Genomic DNA, 19,749 nt, shown 5'->3' on the forward strand with positions numbered 1-19,749 from the left:
AACTGATTATCAAATATTAATTTGATTCAGATTTAGGTCTGTGTCAAAAGTATTTTAAATAGCGTAAGAAAAATACACTGTTTTCAGGGGTATTTATAAAAACAAATAAAACAAATTTATAAATAACTGATTTTTAAATACTTAAAATCTAAACAACATTCTTTTTTTTATATATTTATCTAGTAGCCTAGTCTTTTTGGTATTAAAAAACACTGTATTCTATTTTTAAAAAGCCCAAAAAAGATATTTATCCCTGCTTAGTTTCTTAAAAAAAGTGGTTAAAATTTATAAATGTATATATCAAGATTTATAAATCCTTGGTTACTCTCTTTGTTTCTAAAAAACTTTAACCTTTACCTTTACTACGATCAAAAAATGTTGTAAAAGTTATTAGACGATGATTAAATATTGAAAACTTACTAATTACGTATTGTATCGCTATCTGTTTTACACTAAAACATAATTTATAGCTATAATACATTTACAAAACAAAGCTACGATCAAAGATTAAGTTTACCACCAGTTTTAAAGTGATCTAAACGAGTTTATCTACTACTTATAAAGTAATCAAAATATTTTTTGCAAAAAGTCGACTTTACATTTCTATGAGTCTAAAAAGAAAATAGAAATAAATCATTTAAATTTTTAATCATGAAAGACAAAAAAGTTAGTCTCGGTAAATTAAATATTAAGAAAATGACCATTAGCTCTTTACAGAATGTAAAAGGGGGTAAAATGGCTGAAGAAGGAGGAACAAGCATTAATACAAGATTTACTCGAGTTAGAACTTGTTGTAGTGGTCAGTGGTACTCTGTTGGTGGAGGCTGCTAAACATACAAATCATTAAGAAAATACTAAAAACAGCAAGGGTATTCTCTTGCTGTTTTTTTTAATTAAATAATAAAATGAACGCTACAGAAGTAAACTTATCTATTCTAAAAGAAATAAAAAATACCATTGATAAAAATGCTAATAAAGAAAATAATCTAGGGCTGGTATCTGGAATTTCTGGAATTATGATTTTTCGTTTTCTACTATCTAGAGTCTTAGAATGTGAGAAAGAATTTGAAAAGGCTAAATCCTTAATTACAGAAGGTTTAGAAAAAATTAATGATGGATATAATGACCCTAGTTATGGTAATGGCATTGCGGGTTTCTTTTGGGCATTACAGTTTTTACAAGAAAATTCTATCATAGAGATTGATAATGATGCTATCTTTTGTCAAATAGAAGATTATATCTATGAGGCCATGGATTTTAGTATTAAAAATAGAAATTATGATTTTTTGTACGGAGCTATCGGTTATGGTATGTTCTTTCTAAAAAGATATAAAACCATAGAAAATCCTAATCTAAAAAATAAATACCTAAAAATACTAGAAGAATTGATTGCTTATTTACATACATCAAAGATTGAAAATACACATGGTATTATGTGGCAATCTCCCCAAGAATCTGATGTAAAAAATGAAATCAATATTGATTTAGGGTTAGCCCATGGTGTCCCTAGTATATTGTATTTTTTGTGCCTTGTATATGAAGAGGGACTTTGTAAAGAAAAAATTAGACCTTTGATAAAGGGAATTAATCGCTACATGCTATCAACCAAAAACATATCCAAAAATATGATCTCTTTATTTCCTACTTATCAATATCTGTCTCTAAAAAAAGAAGAACATATAAGCCGTTTAGGATGGTGCTATGGGGATATCGGGATTGGGCTTTCGTTATTAAAAGCAGCCGATGTAACCAAAGATGTACTACTCAAAAAAGAAGCTATTAGCATATTAATCCATTCTTCAAAGAGAAGAGATTTGAAACAAAACTCTGTTTTAGATGCTGGTATTTGCCATGGGACGTATGGTTTGTTTCACATCTATGGGAAATTATTTAAAAAAACAAAGATCAATTACTTTAAAGAAGCTTCTATACATTGGAAAGAAGTTAGCGACGATATGGTCAAATATGATGAGGACCAAAATATTTATTACTCAATTCACCTTGGTGATAGAAATTGGTCTAACCCCTATAGTTTATTAGAAGGTTTATCAGGAATCGGACTAAGTATAATTTCTGATATAACAAATCACAAAATTGAATGGGATGAATGTTTATTTATATAACTAATCAAAAAAAAAGGACTCCATTTTTGCCTCTTATATCTCTAATTAACTTAATTCTCATTCTTTTTTGCCCGTTTTTTTAAGCTAATATATTACTAGATAACCCCTCTCTTTAAAAAAGAGAAGGGTCTATAACAAAGAACTTCAATATATATTCTGGTTAAAGGTCAACTAAAAGGTTTTCTTCTTTTTTAATTATCTCATTTTAAACAAAACTAAACTCACAAGACCTTAAACAGCTTGATATTAATAAGAATACAACACACTATATTTCTTACTTTAGACGCTCTAGTCTAATCACTTCTTTAAATATTGGATCTTTACTTATTAAGAAATCTTTACCAAATACATCTTCAAATGTGATTGTTCGCTCATATAAAAAATCAATAGAGTAGTTAACTAAATACTCTACATTATTCTGAAAAATATCTGCTTTTGTTTTTGCATCTGTAAAATCAATTTGCGGTTCTATCCTTAACAATACCTTACTGTGTGGAAGACAAAGAATGATTGGTACTGTTTGAAGCCCTCCTAGCAAGTTAGGGTTCTCTCCAACACTAATTAATTGTTCGTTTTTCTTTGCTAAATTAGAGAGGTTACTTGAAGAAGAATAAATAAAACGATCTTGTAATATGTATATATTTCCATTAAAAGGATAAGATATTGAATCTGGAATGACAAAGTTATATTTAGGCATCACTATATAATACATTTTTGGATTTTGCAGTGTTGCAACATTATCTACCTCAAAACTATATGAAGGATTATTTACTATAGTGTCTTTGTTTATTTTATAAAATTCACGATTAATAGAGCTATAGTTTCTTCCTAATTTTAAATCTACTTGTAGAGTATCTTTTATAATTTTTTTCAAAAAATTGCTATACGTATTATCATTTCCTCCTCCATTTCCTCTGATATCCAGAACAACAGCCTCCACTTGACTGTTAGAAATAATTGATTTTAATTTATTACTTAATGAATCCCCCAATTGTTCTTCCATAAAGGGCAGTTTTGCATAAAAAATACGTTCTTTTTTAAAGTAATGAGTTCTAATTGAATCTGAACCTTCATTATAACCAAAATTTAATTTTTTATCTTTTAAGAAAGTTACCGTATCTTTTTTTGCGATACTTAGTCTATGTTCTTTGTTTTTATTATCTAAAAACATCAGATGCAATGAATCTTGCTTATATATAAATGAGGATTGATAAAATCTCTCAAAATATTCTCTTCTATTATCCTTATCCCATCTCATCGGAGAAACTAGTGTTACCATTCCTTTTACAAATTGATGTATATTTTGATTATTACAACTAATTAACTTCATCGAAGAAGGATAATTTCTCCCTTTATACGAGAATGGTAATAGATTATAATATTCCCCAGAAGAGTATATTAACTCTAACTCCAACTGTGTATAAAATTCTTTTTTAAGATAATCATTATACTTATCTACGAATCCAAAAGCTGTACTATCATTACCTACTACATCTATACCATCTGGTATCCAATGATTTTTTACAATACTTGACAATCCAGGCCATAAAATATTCGTATGTCCATCTTGAGCAGCGTTAACTGTTTTCTGAATAACATTTAGATATTCAGGCATCGTTGTTTCTGAATTAATATTTAACCTTAATTTATCTGCATATTGATTAAAATCAATACCTCTTACCTCTTTATTAAAATAGATTATTGGACTTACTTGATTAATATAAGAAACCAATGAATCGTGGTCTTCCAACATTTGTAGGTAGGTAAGCTGTGGAGTTCCTTTTATTTTATGAGATGAATCTTGTTTTTTAGATTTTGCACATCCTATAATCAAAAAGGCAATTGTTATAAATACTGATATTTTCATTTTATTCTTTTTTAAAAGAACTGTAAAGAAAATAAATGTAAATTCTTGAAAATTGTAAAAATCTGCCAAGTTCGTTTTTACTCTATATTCCAGATAAGTGTATTATCGACTTTCAATACACTTTTTCTAAATTGTAAAGGACTAAGATTGGTATATTTTTTAAATGTTTTGATAAAATGAGATTGATCTGTAAAATCTAGATCATAAGCGATTTCTGTAATACTTTTATTATCAAATATAGATTGCATCCCTTCTCTTACTTTTTTTATGATCAAAAATTCTTTAGGAGTAAGTCCTAGCTCACTTTTAAAAAAACGATGTGTAGAACGATAGCTTTTATTAATTAACTCGCTTACCTCATTAACATTAACAGAGCTTTCTATTTTATTAAGGTCAAAATTTTGATAACTCATAAAGTTCTCTTTTATGTTTGAAATAAAAAAAGCTTCAATTTCACAATGTATACTTTGAAGAGAATTCTTACTAAAAACAATTTCAAAAAGATGAGACCAATTTGCTTCTTCGTAATAGTTTAACACGTTATTTTTAAAAATAAATGAAGAAAGTTTCTCATTTAAAATTGCTTCTAATCCAAGAGGGTTAAAGTTAATACACAATTCTTTATATGGAAAATTTGCAGATATATTTATTGGATTTTTATAAATTCCTGTGAGGTAACTGCTATTTGTATTAGACGGCAAAACACTATAATTAAAATCATTTTGTTTAAAAAGATAACTGTCTTGCATTAAACTTAAACAATGATTTGTATTAGGATAGCAAATTTGCGAAACTTCTTTAAAATCTTCTTTTTCTATAAATAAGAAATACTGAATAAACTCTTTTAGAACAGGATGCCTAGGATATATAATTTTAGTTTTCATTTATTCTCGTTTTCCTATCTACCCTCTATGCTTTTATATAGTTACCCAAATAGAAATTTATACTTCTCTATTAATATTTGATAAAGATACTAATAATTAAATGTTATAAATATTACTACTATCAAACCACATATGTAAAGAAGCTCAACTACAAACCATTAAGTTTACAAGCAAGATCATTTAAAATTTATTATGTTTTTGATAAAAACTTCAAAATATAGATAATACCCTCTCTTTAAAAAAGAGAAGGGTATTTTTGAAATCTCAAAATAAATACAAGAAGCTTTTTGTAGATAAGCTTGCTTGTATTATATCTAAAAATGTAATGTAGTAGCCAATAAAAATCGCACGTTTGCTACCTCATTAGAATTTGTAAAATTTAATGATGCATCTGGTGTACCATATGCAGCGGCATTATACATCACCTCACCCCTTACTTTAAATTTTCCTTTACCATAAACTAGCCTAGGAGCTACTCGATACATATAGTCAATATTTGTTCCTCTTGCATATATATCTCCATTAATAGTTGCATCGGCCCCATAATTTTTACTATATCCAGCATAGATCCCAAAGGTATACTTCTCCTTAATTGGTTTCAATGTAAAATCTGTCCAATAAGAACCTGTAGCAATATTTGTATAATCGATTTTACTATCAGTAATATTCTCTACAGCATACCCTCCTATCATCAAAAAATTAAACATATTTTGACCATAAATTGCACCAGCACGCAAAAAATTACCATGTAAATTTACTTTTGTAAAAGCATTAAAATGATAACTCCCTACCTTTTGATCTGTTTTTACAACTGTTTCATTAGGGTTTGTAAAACTCAGAGCTGGTTTTAACCACTTATATCCCGCTGTTACCCCAAAGAGTAAATTTTTATTGAGCCCAGTAACATATTGCACATTCATTTCAGGAATCCCTGCATTACGAATATACTCTGTTGAGACTCCATTTGGTCCGTTTGATTTAAAATCTAATTGTGAAAGCGCTGTTATAGAAAAACGAGTTGAAGAATTAGGCATATAACTAAATCGTACTTGCGGATTACGTGATAAAACATGAAACGGCGCTGCCCCTCCCCATGAAACTACTTGTGGAAACACTTCTACAGGAAACATAGGATGCCAATAAAACCCTGATAACAACTCTGTCTTTCTCCAATTAAGTTTTACCATTGCATGGCGCAAACGAAACAATCCTATTTTATCATTAGACGTTCCAACAAAATCACCTTCTATAAGACCAGATACTTTAGCATTTAAAAAATCTGGTGCCGTAATACGTAGCGCTGCTCTAGAATGAATGGAAATCATATTAAAACTTGAAGCATCATTAATATCCTTACCATACGCATCTAGGACCTCTTCTTTTGGATATAATATCACATCTGCATCTCTTGCTGATACTGTTTGCCTTGTGTCAAAAATAGTTTCTGACCAGACAAATCCACTTAATTTTACTGATAGCTTATTCTCTTGTGATTGTTCTTGTGCCCGACTCCCTATGCTTGCAAAAATTAATACAATAAAAAGTAATTTGATTTGAAATTTAGATTTCATATTTATCTCTATTTGTTTAGTGATTTTGGTTGTGTAGCTTCATCAATAAGATTGGTTATAGATTGAAAATCAATACCGCTGTGGGTAGATAGTCCGATTTCACAAGTACGACTGGTAGCATATCCTTGCTTTACTGTTTTAGGAACATTATTTTTTACATCTCTCAATCCATGAGCATTAAGTTCAGGCACATTAAATCCTTTATTTCCTGCAAAACCACAACAATTCGTTTCTGGGTGATATACTTTTGTAGAACATAACTTTGCTATCTCATAGAGGCTATCACTCAATCCCATTTTCTTTAAACTACATACAGAAAACACAGTAATCTCTTTATCTACTGGTATAAAGGATAATCTTTCTTTTAAATATTTCAATGTAAACTCTGTGATATCATACATTTTAAGACCTGCGTTTTCTAAGCTTTGCTTCATTGTGTATAAACAAGGACTCATATCACAAAGAATAGGATGCCTACCATTATCACTAGCTCTCAATAAACTTTCTTTTAATTGTAAACTGGCTATGTCTGCGGCTTTTTGATATCCTTGACTAGAATAGGCCATACCGCAACAAAGATTTTCTAATTTATCTGGATAAACGATTTCACAATTTGCTTTATTCAGTAGTTTATGAGTTTTACTATAAACTGTTTGCTCTTCTTGTTGTTTAGTGCTAGACCCCATTGTACGGTTAATGCAAGTTGAGAAATACACTACTTTTAAAGCATTTGTTGTAATATTATGGTTTTCTAATTTTTTAAATTTTGATGCTTTGGGCATTTGAGAATTCCACAAAATCGATGTACCGGTAAAAGATGTAACAGATTTCACAAGCTTCTTCATTTGTATATCTCCTAGCACAGATGCTGTCTTATGTCCTAAACTAAGTCCTACTTTACCTCCTGTTATAGCAGTATCCATATGTTTGGCTATAAATTGAGCGATACTGTTATTTTGTTTCTTGGTTGCTCGTATTTTTTTGACATAAACACCTGTATCAATTTTTACGGGACATGCGAGAGCGCATAAACCATCTGTAGCGCAAGTTTGATCAAAACCATATTCTATTTCTTTTTCTAGCGCATCTGCTTCATTCTTTTCTTCTTCTTCATGCAATCGTGCTATTTCTCGATGTAAAACAATTCGTTGTCTTGGAGAAAAAGTGAGTTGATGAGAAACACAGGATGATTCACAAAAACCACATTCGATGCATTTATCGATAGTACTATCAACTGCAGGTAGCGGTTTCAAATTTTTAAGATGAATTTCATCATCATCATTAAGAATTACTCCTGGATTAAGAATTTGTTCTGGGTCAAAAATATTTTTAATCTTTTTCATTAATTCCAATGCAGTCTCTCCCCATTCTTTAACTACAAACGGAGCCATATTTCGCCCTGTACCATGCTCAGCCTTAAGAGCTCCGTCATATTTATCTACCACCAATATGGCAAGTTCCTCCATGAATCCTCGATACCGATTTAATGCCTCTTCTGTATCAAAACTTTGAGTGAATACAAAATGTAAGTTTCCTTCTAATGCATGACCAAAAATCACCGCATTATCATACCCAAAAGTGTAACATAGCTTTTGTAAATCTAATGTTGCTTCTGCAAGACGATGTATCGGAAAAGTAACATCTTCAATAATTACTGTAGTTCCTAGTTTTCTAATCGCTCCTACCGATGGGAACAACCCTTTACGTATTTTCCAATATTGTGAATATTCGTTGGGATCGTCTGTAAATCTAATAGGTATTTCTGCTTCGAGTATATTTACTGCATCGATTATTGTTTGAATATTACTATCTAAAACCTCCTTATTTGAGGCTCTTGTTTCTACTAATATGGCAGATGCTCCTTTGCTTAGTGTAGGTAAATAATTAGGCACTCCTTCCATATTTTCTACAGATCGCAAACTGGCTCTATCCATTAATTCTACAGCAGCAACAGGGGATTCTTTAAGTAATATCACTGCTTCACAGGCTGTTTTTATATCTTCAAATATCATCAAAGAACTGGCCTTATGTGAGTGCTCTATTACTGTATGATAGGTAATATTTGCTATCATACCCAGCGTACCTTCTGACCCAATCATAAGGTGTTTTATCACTTCAATAGGATCATTATAATCTACCAAGGCATTCAAACTATACCCTGTTGTATTTTTCATTTTAAACTTTTCTCGAATCCTATTGCTAAGTGCTTTATTGTTCTTGGTTACCACTATTAATTTTGATAACTCATCATACAAATTTTTATGTTTATTTTTAAAATCTGCAATGCTTTCCTCTAAAGAGGTGTCTAGAATTGTCCCATCATAAAATACAATACACATATCGGCTACAGTATTGTATGAATTTTGGGCTGTCCCACAACACATTCCACTGGCATTATTTGCCGCAATACCACCGATCATCGCAGAGTTTATTGAGGCTGGATCAGGCCCAATTTTTCGATGATATGGTTTTAAATATATATTTGCTCTAGCCCCAATAATACCAGGTTGCAATTTTATTTTATTTCCATTATCTAGAATTTCATACTCTTTCCAGTAGTTAGCGGTTAAAATTAAAATAGAATCTGTAATTGCTTGGCCAGAAAGACTGGTTCCTCCTGCTCTAAAAGTGACAGGAAGCCCCAATTTATATGCTTCTGCAATCAAAAATGATACTTCTTCTATAGTTATTGAATCAATTACCATTTTTGGTATCAATCTATAAAAACTAGCATCTGTTCCAAAAGCGAGAGTTTTTGCTTTACTGGTATGAATTCGTTTTGTATCTACACGTTTTGAAATACGCTCCAAATACAGTTTATATTGGTTTTTAAGCACCCTTTCTATTTTATAGATTGTAAATATGTATATAACTCATCAGTAACACCAAAAAAGTGTAGCATTACTACTCCTATAATTCCAGCAAAAATGATATAAAACAAAGTTGGGATAATCGTTTTTCGTAATACAGCTCCTTCTCTACCAAGCAATCCTACAGTGGCTGAAGCTGCCACAACATTATGTATTGCAATCATATTTCCTGCTGCTGCGCCTACTGCTTGCAAAGCAACCAATACAGATCCTGGCAATACCAAATTCATTGCTGCCGAAAACTGAAACTGAGATAACATCATGTTGGATACTGTATTTGAACCTGCTATAAAAGCTCCTAAAGCTCCTATTGCAGCTGCAAATGAAGGATAAATATTACCAACTGTAACAGAAACCCATTCTGCCATAGCTATCGGCATACTAGACAACTCCATCCCATTTACATCTGAGTTGATAAGGATACGAACCATTGGTATGGTAAACATCAAGACAAACCCTGCTCCCATAAGTGTTTTTGTAGATTCTTTAATACTACTTGACATCATTTTGGGTTGCATACCGTGTAAGAAATAGGTAATTACTACTACAATGATCATTAATCCTCCTGGTACATATAAAGGAGCAAAAGAAGTACTAATTCCTTGTTCTCCCATAATATCCTTAATCGAGATTGTTACACTTTTTAGAAATGTATTGATTCCTAATTCTGGAATTCTACTTAATACCAACACAATGGCCAATAGTAGGTATGGTAACCACGCTTTTACCAATGACATACTTTTTTTGGTATCGGTAAGTGTATTTAATTTCACTTCTAAATCTCCCATCCATCCTGCTGGCCATTCACTTGATGGAGCAAAATCCCAAGAATCTTTAGGTAATAAAAACTTGGCTCTAGCTGCGGGAACTACAATAGCCAACCCTATGAGAGCACCAATAAGTGAAGGAAATTCTGGTCCTAAAAAAATGCCTGTAACTGCGTACGGAATTGTAAACGCTAATCCTGCAAATATGGCAAATGGGGCTATCGATAGTCCTTCTTTCCATGATTTATTTTTTCCAAAATAACGGGTCATCATTATACACATCAATAATGGTATAAAGGTTCCTATTACAGCATGTATGATTGCTACTTCTGATGTAATTAATAATAAAAACTTATCCCAGTTTGTTCCTGCGGCTAGTAATTGTTCTGATAATCTTTCTGTTTTCAAACCTGCATTTACACCTATAACTATAGGGGTACCTACTGCTCCAAATGAGACTGGGGTAGATTGAATCATCATACCAATCACCACTGCTGTAATTGCAGGAAAACCTAAACCTACAAGCAAGGGAGCAACAATTGCTGCGGGAGTACCAAAACCCGAGGCTCCTTCTATAAAACAACCAAAGAGCCAAGCAATAATAATAACCTGTACTCTACGATCGGTACTAATATTTGTAAAACCTGTACGTATTACTTTGAGAGCTCCAGAATACTTCAATGTATTTAATAATAAAATGGCTCCAAAGATGATCCACAGAATAGATACTGTTGTTCCTAATCCTTGAAAAGTAGATGCCATAATACGGCTATATGACATATCCCAACCCAAAAATGCAATGAGAACAGTAACAGCAAACACAATAGGCATTGCTCGTTTGGCAGGCCACCTAAACCCTACTAATAATATACCTGCCAATAAAATAGGCAGAAATGCTAAAAATGCTTGTAATCCTAAATCCATATTACTTTAATTAAATTACTATTTAAAAGAAATATCTACCCAAAAACACTCAGTACTTAGATTCATTTTTAAGATCAAAAAATGAATTTTTAAAACTCAAAAAAAACTTCAAGTTATACTCCTTCAAACAGTAATTTGTTAAAGTGGAGAGGTCGTATTACCAATTTATTAAGAATCGTCTTCCATAATTTTTGTTTAATGCTATGGTATAAAATCGCATTAATATGGTTTGAATTTCCCCTAAAATTGTTTCTGTAAAAACATCTTTTAGCATGATTTGCTACAAAGTAATTCAACAAAAGCTCTATAATAATTAACTCCCCAAAAAAGTTTTAAAAATGTATTTAGACTAATATTTGCTCGAAAATAAATACAAATATTAATATATGCAAATATTCACATATATTATGTAAATATTTTGTTAATTACTTAATAAATCCTTAAAAACACACTAATGAAATAAAGTGCCTATATATTGTTTAAATCACTTAAGATGAACTATTAAAAAAAGAAACGAGGTTGAACGACGAATAACTTGTACTACCAACAAGTATTTACTATAAAAAAGATGTATTTAATAGAATAAGAAAATGATTGCTCACTTTGTTCCTAGCATGCAACTAATTGTAGTTAAATACCAAAAAAGACATGGGGGGCTAAAGCAACTGAAATAAAGTTAAAGGACATTCACTTTTTATGTAAAAAAACTACATCTGTCCTAAATTAGAAATATTATGAAAAATCTGAATTACATTCTCATTTTCTATAGAATAGTAAATTTTGGTACCTTCTCTTTTTGATAAAACTACATTGACCATTCTTAGGTTTTTAAGATGATAAGAGGCAACAGATTGTTCTATATCCAATCCTTGATAAATATCGGTAACAGAGGATTCTCCTTTTTTATATAATAATTCTATAATAGCAAGTCGTATAGGATGAGCAATTACCTTTAGTATTTCTGCGCTTTTATCCAAAACCTGAAAACTTGTAAGATCTTCTTTCATTCTACGATATCGTTTTTATAGATTAATGATACTATCATAATTATTAAAAATAGTAACTGCTACAAAGTTATTTGAATATTTTAGATAGTAACTATTTATAGATTCAAATATACATAAAGAACTTATCTCAACTTTTTATCATTGAATAAAAACTTATCTTTTTATTCTAGATATCTCCTTCTCCTAAAATAATTATCTAGCTTTTACTCAAAATAAAAAAATGATACATTCAAATACAATTCGTTACTTACAAAGATATATTACATTTAATTGATAAAGGCTATATTTGAATAATTCAAAATACTCAATAATGAAAACTATAGGAAAAACTAAGCTGATCGTAGTTGCCTTATTTTTCTTTTTTTTATTTAATTTTCCATTTATTGGACTTATTGATACTGTTCTAATATTTGGCCACATTCCTTTTATATATATTTATTTTTATACACTTAGTTTATTGCTAATCTTAATCATTCGTTACATTATAAACCATGATAAGAAATGATCTCACTGTGGTTGATTATTCCTATCTGTATTGTATACCTGGCACTACTTTTTGGTATCGCTTATTATGGAGATAAGAGATCGACAAAAAAAAGCCTTATAAATAATCACTTTGTCTATGCATTGTCTTTGACAACATATTTTACAGCTTGGTCATTTTATGGAAATGTAGGTAAAGTTGCCACTTCGGGAATTAGCTTTATTACTACTTATATTGGTCCTGTTATACTTGCTCCTTTATGGGTTATTTTGTTTAAAAAAATAATTAGAGTTTGTAAACGTGAAAAAATCAGTAGTATTTCTGATTTTATCGCTACCCGCTACGGAAAAGACAAATTTCTTGGTAATCTAATTACCATTATGGTTTTTATTTTTATCATTCCTTATATTTCGATTCAGCTTAAGGCCATTTCTACGAGTTTTCATATTTTAATTGATTCTCCTGTTCAAAATTCAGTGTCTAACAAAATACCTCTGTTTGTAGCCATTATCATGTCTCTATTTGTAATTCTATTTGGAACCAGAAATACTAGGTCTGAACAAGTAAACGAAGGAATGGTATCTGTAATTGCTTTTGAAGCTATTTTTAAGCTTATAGCATTCATTATTGTTGGGGTTTATGTTACTTATTTTATTTTTAATGGATTCGGTGATGTTTTTTCTAAAGCTACAGCAAAAGATATTCTTGGTCCTGTAGCAAATATTCAAGATAGTCTAGAAGGTGGATATTGGGATTGGTTTTCATTAATTATATTATCATTTTTTGTTTTTATGTTACTTCCTAGGCAATTTCACCTTATTGCACTTGAGAATAAAAATGAAGAACATGTAGATAAAGCTTCTTGGGTATTTCTATTGTATCTATTGGCTATGACTCTATTTGTTGTTCCGATTGCAATTGCAGGTAAATTGTATTTTTTTGATACTAGTTTTAGTGCGGATAGTTACGTTTTACGTTTCCCTATAGACCGTGGTAATAACCTTCTGGCTACTTTAGTATTTTTAGGTGGGTTTTCTGCCGCTACAGGAATGATTATTGTAGAAACGATCGCTATATCAAAAATGCTTTCTGATAATATCTTTATTCCTTTTATATTAAATCACTTAAAAACATTCTCTACCTCTAAAATTCAAAAGGTAATTTCATTTTGTAAAAGAATTAGTATTCCAATTGTTTTATTATCGGCTTATACCTATACAGAAATAATCGGCGAAGGTTCTACTCTTGTAGAAACAGGTTTGATTTCATTTGTGGGTATTGCCCAATTAGCTCCTTCTTTTTTTGGTGGTCTCTTTTGGAAAAAAGCAAATAAAACAGGTACTATTTCTGGTATTATCGTAGGCTTTTTTATATGGTCTTACACACTCTTATTTCCTGCTTTTATTCAAAGTGGTCTCATTGATAGTCTATCAATATTATCAAACGGACCTTTTAGTATTTCTTTGCTTAAACCGTATGCATTATTAGGTTTAGAGGATCTTAATCCTATTTCTCATGGTTTCTTTTGGAGCATTACGCTTAATATTTTTTTCTATATTATAGGATCAGTTTTTACGATTCCAAAAGGAATAGAAATACAGCAGGCAAATAAATTCATAGATATAAAAGATCCTAATGAATACCGTTTTAGAAACCGATATCAAAAAGTATATTTCTACCAATTATATGAACTTATCATCAAGTTTATTGGTTCAAAAAACACCAATATGTATGTTGATCAGTATGACAAAAAGTATCAAAAGAAATACCGTAACAATGATATTTTAGAAATTCACTTTGTGGATTATATGGAAAATATATTATCCGACTATATAGGAAATATATCTGCAAGAATAGCAATCTCTAAATTACTTAATGAAGAACCGCTAAGTCGTAAAGAGCTTATAGAAATATTAGAAGAAACCAAAGATGCTATTACTCACAGCAAAGCGCTTACAGTAAAATCAGATGAACTCAAACGTATCCAAAAGACATTGCTAGAAAGTAATGAGAAATTAAAGGAAATTGATCAGATCAAGGATGAGTTTATTTTAACTATTTCTCATGAATTACGAACACCAATTACATCCATACGTTTATTATCTGAAATGCTATATCATGAACCTGCTCTTTATGAGGATCAAAAACATGTTTTTCTCAAAACTATTATCCAAGAAAGTGAGCGATTGAGTGATCTTATTGATGATACACTACTACAAGAAAAATTAGAGCTAGGACAATTAAACTGGGAATTTGAGGATTATTTTGTACATGAAATTATTTCTAATGCTGTCAATGCAGTTTCTCCTATATCAAAAGATACGGGTATTGTAATACGAAATCATTTTTCTCATAATAACACTCTTATTCATGCAGACAAAACGCATTTAGAACGGGTGCTTATTAATATCTTTATCAATGCTATAAAATTTTATGATCCAGAAAAAGATACTCACAAAATAGAGATTTCCTCAATTATAGACTCGCATACAATTACTATATGTATTGAAGATAATGGAATAGGTATTGCTAAGGAGGACCATGAAAAAATATTCAACACTTTTGTGCAAATTCAACACGAAAAACAAAAAAATAAACCCAAAGGAAGTGGTCTGGGATTATCTATTGCCAAAAAAATTGTAGCACACCATAAGGGTATTCTTTCTGTAGAAAGTGAAATTAATGTATATACTAAGTTTTTAATAACTTTACCTTTTAAAAATTAGATAAGAATGATTCATAAAAAGATCTTGATCGTAGATGATGAAAAATCTATAGTTTTAGCAATAGATAGTATTCTTTCTGCTAGAGGTTATAATACACAAAAGGCATATGATGGCAAAAAAGGCCTCGAAATAGCTAAAGAGTTTAAACCTGACTTGATTCTTTTGGATGTAATGATGCCATTCATTGACGGTTTTGAATTCTCTAGCTTAATTCGTAACGATAAAGCCCTAGAAGACACGAAAATTATTTTTATCACCGCCAAAGGAGAAATAAATGATAAGAAAGACGGATACTCTAAAGGTGGTGATGACTACATTGTAAAGCCCTTCTCTACTGAGAAACTTTTATCTAGAATTAATTTTTTGTTAGATGCATAACTATTCGTTCAAAACGGTCTGTACAGAAAAAATTAGCATTGCTTAATTAATTCTTACCAGCAATAACATTATATTTTACTTATATCAAAACTCTAATTTAGATATAACACATCCAAGCTTATTTTTTTACAAACCTAAGCCAGTTTAGTACGCTCATTTATTATCATTTATATAAGTACCCTATTGGATAATAGCAGGTTAATACATTACTATCAAATCCCCCATTCTTAAACTATATCTATATATACATATAATTACATGTATTAATTCAATCACCAATACTACACCCAACTACATAGCTTACAACAAACTAACTTTACAAAATACAAAAATAACACAGTTATCATACGTTTTACCCATAAGTATAACATAAGAAAATAATTCTAGAATTTTATTTAACTACTTAAACTTTTTCGAAAAATATGAACATTTATTTTGTCTAATTAAAAAACGAGCACTTTATGAGATCAATAACCCATTATTTTCCATAGGTATTTTCAATCCTTAACAATAGGATTCATATGATACTTACAATCTTAAAACCTAAAAACTCAACAATGAATTTATCATATCATGAACTCAAAGTTCAAAAAAAGGCAATTACCCCATTGCCAGAAAAAAATTTCACCATTGTCATAAAATTTAACCTTTTAAAACTATCTAAGATAGCATTATCATACAATACCCCTGAGATAATAAAAAACGTCAATTTAGAGAGCGTACATATTTTATAATAACTGTCCCCTAGAAATATATTATGCAAACTCAATATGATATTATAATTATGGGTGGTGGCTCTTCTGGATCAATATTAGGAGCCCTATTACAAAAGAAAAGTAACCTAAACATCGCTATTTTTGAGCAAGAAAAATTTCCTAGAGATAAGATTGGTGAGTCCTTTACTCATCCAATAATTCCTATTCTAGAGGAAGCTGGTATTTTGCAAAAAATAATAACCAGTAAATGCTGGATAAAAAAATACGGAGGAATTTTTGATTGGGATCATACCCCACCCAAGACCACCTTTTTTGATATGCAAAACTATTTAGAAGATCAGGTATATCGTTGGGCAATACATACAGATAGAGCAGAATTTGATAAAATCCTTCTAGACCATGCCAGAGAAGTAGGAGTATCGGTATTTGAAGAAAAAAAGATTACCACATATCACCCTACTTCAGGCAATAGATATGTTAAACTCGAGTCTGGAGAGAAAATCAACTGCTCTATTTTTGTAGATGCTTCTGGCAGAAAAAACAATGTAATCCCTTCTGCTAAAAAAAGCTTTCTTTCTAATTATAAAAATCTAGCTGCATGGATTCATATTACATCAGGAAAACCAGCAGAAGATTTAGAAGGAAATTGGAACATATTTAGAAAAGATCAATTATCTCCAATAGCTTGTTTTGCTTTTGAACATGGTTGGGTATGGTATATCCCTATTCCTAAAATTATAGATAACAAACATACAACTGTACATTCATTAGGCATTGTTACAGACCCAAAACTGATCAAATCTCTAGGTAAAGATTTAAAAAATCCTAAAGAGCTTTTTGATTTTATTAAAACAATCCCTAGGCTTGATAAATTGATTAAAGATGCCAAACCAATATCTCGTGAAGCCAAAATCGTATCCAATTACTCTATGATTCAAGAGAAATTTTGTGACCTCAATGAGGGGTGGATTATGGTTGGAGATTCTGCCTACTTTGTTGACCCTCTTTTTTCATCGGGAGTAGCATTTGCTGGCGGTATGGCATCTACTGCTTCTTTGCTAATCAGAGAGACGATAGAGAATCAAACATTAACTTTAGAAGCTAAAAATGATATTTGGTATGATTATGATCAAGAATGGCACAAAATAGCTCATTCTTTTGCCTTATCGATAGATCAATGGTATTATGCAATTGCTAAACACAATCCTCAAAGCGTTTTTTGGAATAATAGAAATATGCTAAGCTCTGACTTAGGTATCAAAGATGAAACATTTAATGCATTGGTCGATACCTCTCTCAATCAAGATTTGCTTACTATACTTACTTCTGGTTCTTTAAAAAAAGAAGATTTAGACACAAAAGGAAAGTTTTTAAGAAAGCTTTCTGAGTTGAATAAGTGTGAGCCTCAACCTGAAGACCAAATTTCATTGCATAAAGGAATCTATATAAGAAAAGGGTATTCTATCAATGTTCCTGGTTTTAAAGCAAGCATTCCCTCTGTTGATATCTCTAAAAAGGAAAAAAAAGCAATAGCTACTTATTGGAAAGATCCTTTGCTTAATGCAAACGCTGTTCTTTCAGAAACAGATACGTTAATCTCTTGTTACAGGTTTACCAAAAAAGGACTTAGTAGAAATAAAGAGGTACGTTTTATAAACCATCAAACTAATGGTAAAGCGCTCTATTTATTATTAAAAGACAATACTATTATCTATAAAGAATTAGAAAAAAAGATGGATTCAGCGCAAAAAACATTGCTTAAAAACTTAATTCTACAAGGAATGGCTATTGTAACAAAGACTAAAATAAAAGAATTTATAAACTAACTCATACTACTCTACAACAACTCCCTTTTTGATAACTAAACTGGGGGGTTGTTGTTTTAAATACACTATATGAAAAAACAATATCGCGGAGTCATTTTTGACCTTGATGGTACACTTCTTAACACTTTAGATATATATACTATCTTGATGAACCGTTTACTAGAATTATATCATTTACCAACTCATGACAAACAACAGTATTCTCAATTTATAGGATTAGGAACCAAACACTTTATAACACAAGCATTACCTCCTGAATTTAGAACCAGTGGAAATCTTGAATCATTAATTAAGGAATTCAAAAATTTATATCAAGAACATTATCAACAGCATTCTTTTGTCTACAACGGAGCATACAAAACACTACAAAATCTTCAATTTAAAGGAGTTAAATTAGGAATTCTATCTAATAAACTGCATGATCTCACCTGCGCTTGTATACGCCATTATTTCCCGTTAATAAAATTTGATACCATTCTGGGGCAAACCAAACGGTATAAAAAACCAGACCCAAAAGGGATATTAAATATTTCGAAGACAATGAGGGTTTCTACAAAACGATTGATATATGTAGGAGACACTGAAATTGATATTCAAACTGCCAAACAAGCATCTATAGATAGTATCGGGGTTACATGGGGTTATAGAAATAAAACCATGCTACAATCATCTGATCCAAAGTATATGGTTGATAGTTTTGAGGAGCTATATCAAGTTATATTTCCTTATTAAATCAGCCTACATATAAAGCTTTCTAAATTTTATAATAAGCGTTGACAAAAGGTTTTTCAATCTATGCTAGTTTTTTATCATTAATCTTTATTTTTATACAAGTAAAGGTTAATGATAGTAAACCAATAATTATAGATAATTGAAAAATGAAATTAGAGCTTGTAGAAAAACAATATAATTTTCGTTTTCCAGAAATTTTTAGAAATTTATGGAATGATGGTATGTTAGATTGGAACAAAGGGTGGAATGAACCATGGACACAAGAACGTAATTGGTTTACCGAGATATACCCAAAAATAAAAGATACCCCTCCTCTACTCCTTCATACTGGAGGATTTGATTTTCAATTACTTTCTGAACATGAAATAATACACTATGATTTTTATGAGCATTGGCACCCAAAACATCAATTTATTCCTTTTGCTCAAACCAATGCTGGAGATTTATTTGCTTTTTATAAAAATATTGAGATAGAAGGACAGCATCCTATCGTTCTGGTTTGGCATGATGCAAACAGAACAGAGGTTTTATCAAAAAACTTTGAAGATTTTATATTTCGTAGAATGCTAGAAAGAGTAGCAAATATCGAGGAAGATGATATTATTGATAACTTTGAAGGCCAAATTGATCTTTTCCAGAAAAAAGTACTTGCTGATCTTAGTACTACCAAAAAATACCTAAATCAAGAATATATTGATATTCTTACCGAAATATTCAACAGACCATTTCTCACAGTTGAAACAATTATATCAGTTAAAGAAATGAATTCTATCTTTGAAAAAACAATTTATTTTGATCAAATCAATATAGAATTTCAACATGAAACTGAACTTTAAAATTATATGGTTAATGAATCTTGCCGTACATAAAACCA

General features: G+C 30.4%; 13 protein-coding genes. 7 read left to right on the plus strand and 6 right to left on the minus strand.

The window, feature by feature from the left end; translation table 11 throughout:
• Window positions 1-696: 696 nt before the first annotated feature.
• Both DG508_RS21400 and DG508_RS19310 read left to right on the plus strand, forming a co-directional pair.
• On the plus strand, window positions 697-831 hold the full coding sequence (locus DG508_RS21400) for a hypothetical protein (RefSeq protein WP_255412595.1): 135 nt from the start codon (window positions 697-699) through the stop codon (window positions 829-831).
• Between the two features lie 74 nt (window positions 832-905).
• On the plus strand, window positions 906-2,123 hold the full coding sequence (locus tag DG508_RS19310) for a lanthionine synthetase C family protein (protein ID WP_108869793.1): 1,218 nt from the start codon (window positions 906-908) through the stop codon (window positions 2,121-2,123).
• Between the two features lie 274 nt (window positions 2,124-2,397).
• Here DG508_RS19310 and DG508_RS19315 read toward each other — a convergent pair whose 3' ends face one another.
• The 6 genes from DG508_RS19315 to DG508_RS19340 all read right to left on the minus strand — a co-directional run bounded on the left by DG508_RS19315 (window position 2,398) and on the right by DG508_RS19340 (window position 12,013).
• Window positions 2,398-3,990 (minus strand): S41 family peptidase, encoded by a 1,593-nt coding sequence (locus DG508_RS19315; protein WP_108869795.1) that lies wholly within the window; start codon window positions 3,988-3,990, stop codon window positions 2,398-2,400.
• 77 nt (window positions 3,991-4,067) lie between these two features.
• Window positions 4,068-4,874, minus strand: coding sequence for a helix-turn-helix domain-containing protein (locus DG508_RS19320; protein WP_108869797.1), 807 nt, complete (start codon window positions 4,872-4,874; stop codon window positions 4,068-4,070).
• Between the two features lie 314 nt (window positions 4,875-5,188).
• Complete coding sequence (locus DG508_RS19325; RefSeq protein ID WP_108869799.1) at window positions 5,189-6,445, minus strand: hypothetical protein; 1,257 nt, start codon at window positions 6,443-6,445, stop codon at window positions 5,189-5,191.
• 8 nt (window positions 6,446-6,453) lie between these two features.
• Window positions 6,454-9,255 carry an FAD-binding and (Fe-S)-binding domain-containing protein gene (locus DG508_RS19330; RefSeq protein ID WP_234418265.1) on the minus strand — a complete coding sequence of 934 codons (2,802 nt, stop codon included), beginning with the start codon at window positions 9,253-9,255 and terminating at the stop codon, window positions 6,454-6,456.
• Between the two features lie 32 nt (window positions 9,256-9,287).
• Window positions 9,288-11,006 carry an L-lactate permease gene (locus tag DG508_RS19335; RefSeq protein WP_108869803.1) on the minus strand — a complete coding sequence of 573 codons (1,719 nt, stop codon included), beginning with the start codon at window positions 11,004-11,006 and terminating at the stop codon, window positions 9,288-9,290.
• 707 nt (window positions 11,007-11,713) lie between these two features.
• The gene (locus tag DG508_RS19340; RefSeq protein WP_108869805.1) at window positions 11,714-12,013 is read right to left on the minus strand and encodes an ArsR/SmtB family transcription factor; all 300 of its coding nucleotides are present in this window, start codon (window positions 12,011-12,013) and stop codon (window positions 11,714-11,716) included.
• Between the two features lie 501 nt (window positions 12,014-12,514).
• Between DG508_RS19340 and DG508_RS19350 the strand changes: the two genes are divergently transcribed.
• From DG508_RS19350 to DG508_RS19375, 5 genes are all read left to right on the plus strand, one after another.
• Entirely contained in the window at window positions 12,515-15,223 is a 2,709-nt protein-coding gene (locus DG508_RS19350; protein WP_108869809.1) for an ATP-binding protein, read from the plus strand.
• 6 nt (window positions 15,224-15,229) lie between these two features.
• Window positions 15,230-15,601 (plus strand): response regulator transcription factor, encoded by a 372-nt coding sequence (locus DG508_RS19355; protein ID WP_108869811.1) that lies wholly within the window; start codon window positions 15,230-15,232, stop codon window positions 15,599-15,601.
• Between the two features lie 757 nt (window positions 15,602-16,358).
• Window positions 16,359-18,143, plus strand: a complete 1,785-nt coding sequence (locus DG508_RS19365; RefSeq protein ID WP_108869815.1) for an NAD(P)/FAD-dependent oxidoreductase — start codon at window positions 16,359-16,361, stop codon at window positions 18,141-18,143.
• Between the two features lie 69 nt (window positions 18,144-18,212).
• Window positions 18,213-18,875 carry an HAD family hydrolase gene (locus DG508_RS19370; RefSeq protein ID WP_108869817.1) on the plus strand — a complete coding sequence of 221 codons (663 nt, stop codon included), beginning with the start codon at window positions 18,213-18,215 and terminating at the stop codon, window positions 18,873-18,875.
• Window positions 18,876-19,021: 146 nt separating this feature from the next.
• A complete protein-coding gene (locus DG508_RS19375) occupies window positions 19,022-19,711 on the plus strand; it encodes an SMI1/KNR4 family protein (protein ID WP_108869819.1) in 690 nt (229 codons plus the stop codon).
• The last annotated feature ends 38 nt before the right edge of the window (window positions 19,712-19,749 follow it).

This window comes from Aquimarina aquimarini, from assembly GCF_900299535.1.
Taxonomy (GTDB): domain Bacteria; phylum Bacteroidota; class Bacteroidia; order Flavobacteriales; family Flavobacteriaceae; genus Aquimarina; species Aquimarina aquimarini.

Excerpts from the sequence above, each read along its gene's own strand:
- DG508_RS21400 (WP_255412595.1), top strand. The coding sequence starts at position 697 with ATGACCATTAGCTCTTTACAGAATGTAAAAGGGGGTAAAATGGCTGAA.
- DG508_RS19310 (WP_108869793.1), top strand. The coding sequence starts at position 906 with ATGAACGCTACAGAAGTAAACTTATCTATTCTAAAAGAAATAAAAAAT.
- DG508_RS19315 (WP_108869795.1), bottom strand. The coding sequence starts at position 3,990 with ATGAAAATATCAGTATTTATAACAATTGCCTTTTTGATTATAGGATGT.
- DG508_RS19320 (WP_108869797.1), bottom strand. The coding sequence starts at position 4,874 with ATGAAAACTAAAATTATATATCCTAGGCATCCTGTTCTAAAAGAGTTT.
- DG508_RS19325 (WP_108869799.1), bottom strand. The coding sequence starts at position 6,445 with ATGAAATCTAAATTTCAAATCAAATTACTTTTTATTGTATTAATTTTT.
- DG508_RS19335 (WP_108869803.1), bottom strand. The coding sequence starts at position 11,006 with ATGGATTTAGGATTACAAGCATTTTTAGCATTTCTGCCTATTTTATTG.
- DG508_RS19340 (WP_108869805.1), bottom strand. The coding sequence starts at position 12,013 with ATGAAAGAAGATCTTACAAGTTTTCAGGTTTTGGATAAAAGCGCAGAA.
- DG508_RS19350 (WP_108869809.1), top strand. The coding sequence starts at position 12,515 with ATGATCTCACTGTGGTTGATTATTCCTATCTGTATTGTATACCTGGCA.
- DG508_RS19355 (WP_108869811.1), top strand. The coding sequence starts at position 15,230 with ATGATTCATAAAAAGATCTTGATCGTAGATGATGAAAAATCTATAGTT.
- DG508_RS19365 (WP_108869815.1), top strand. The coding sequence starts at position 16,359 with ATGCAAACTCAATATGATATTATAATTATGGGTGGTGGCTCTTCTGGA.
- DG508_RS19370 (WP_108869817.1), top strand. The coding sequence starts at position 18,213 with ATGAAAAAACAATATCGCGGAGTCATTTTTGACCTTGATGGTACACTT.
- DG508_RS19375 (WP_108869819.1), top strand. The coding sequence starts at position 19,022 with ATGAAATTAGAGCTTGTAGAAAAACAATATAATTTTCGTTTTCCAGAA.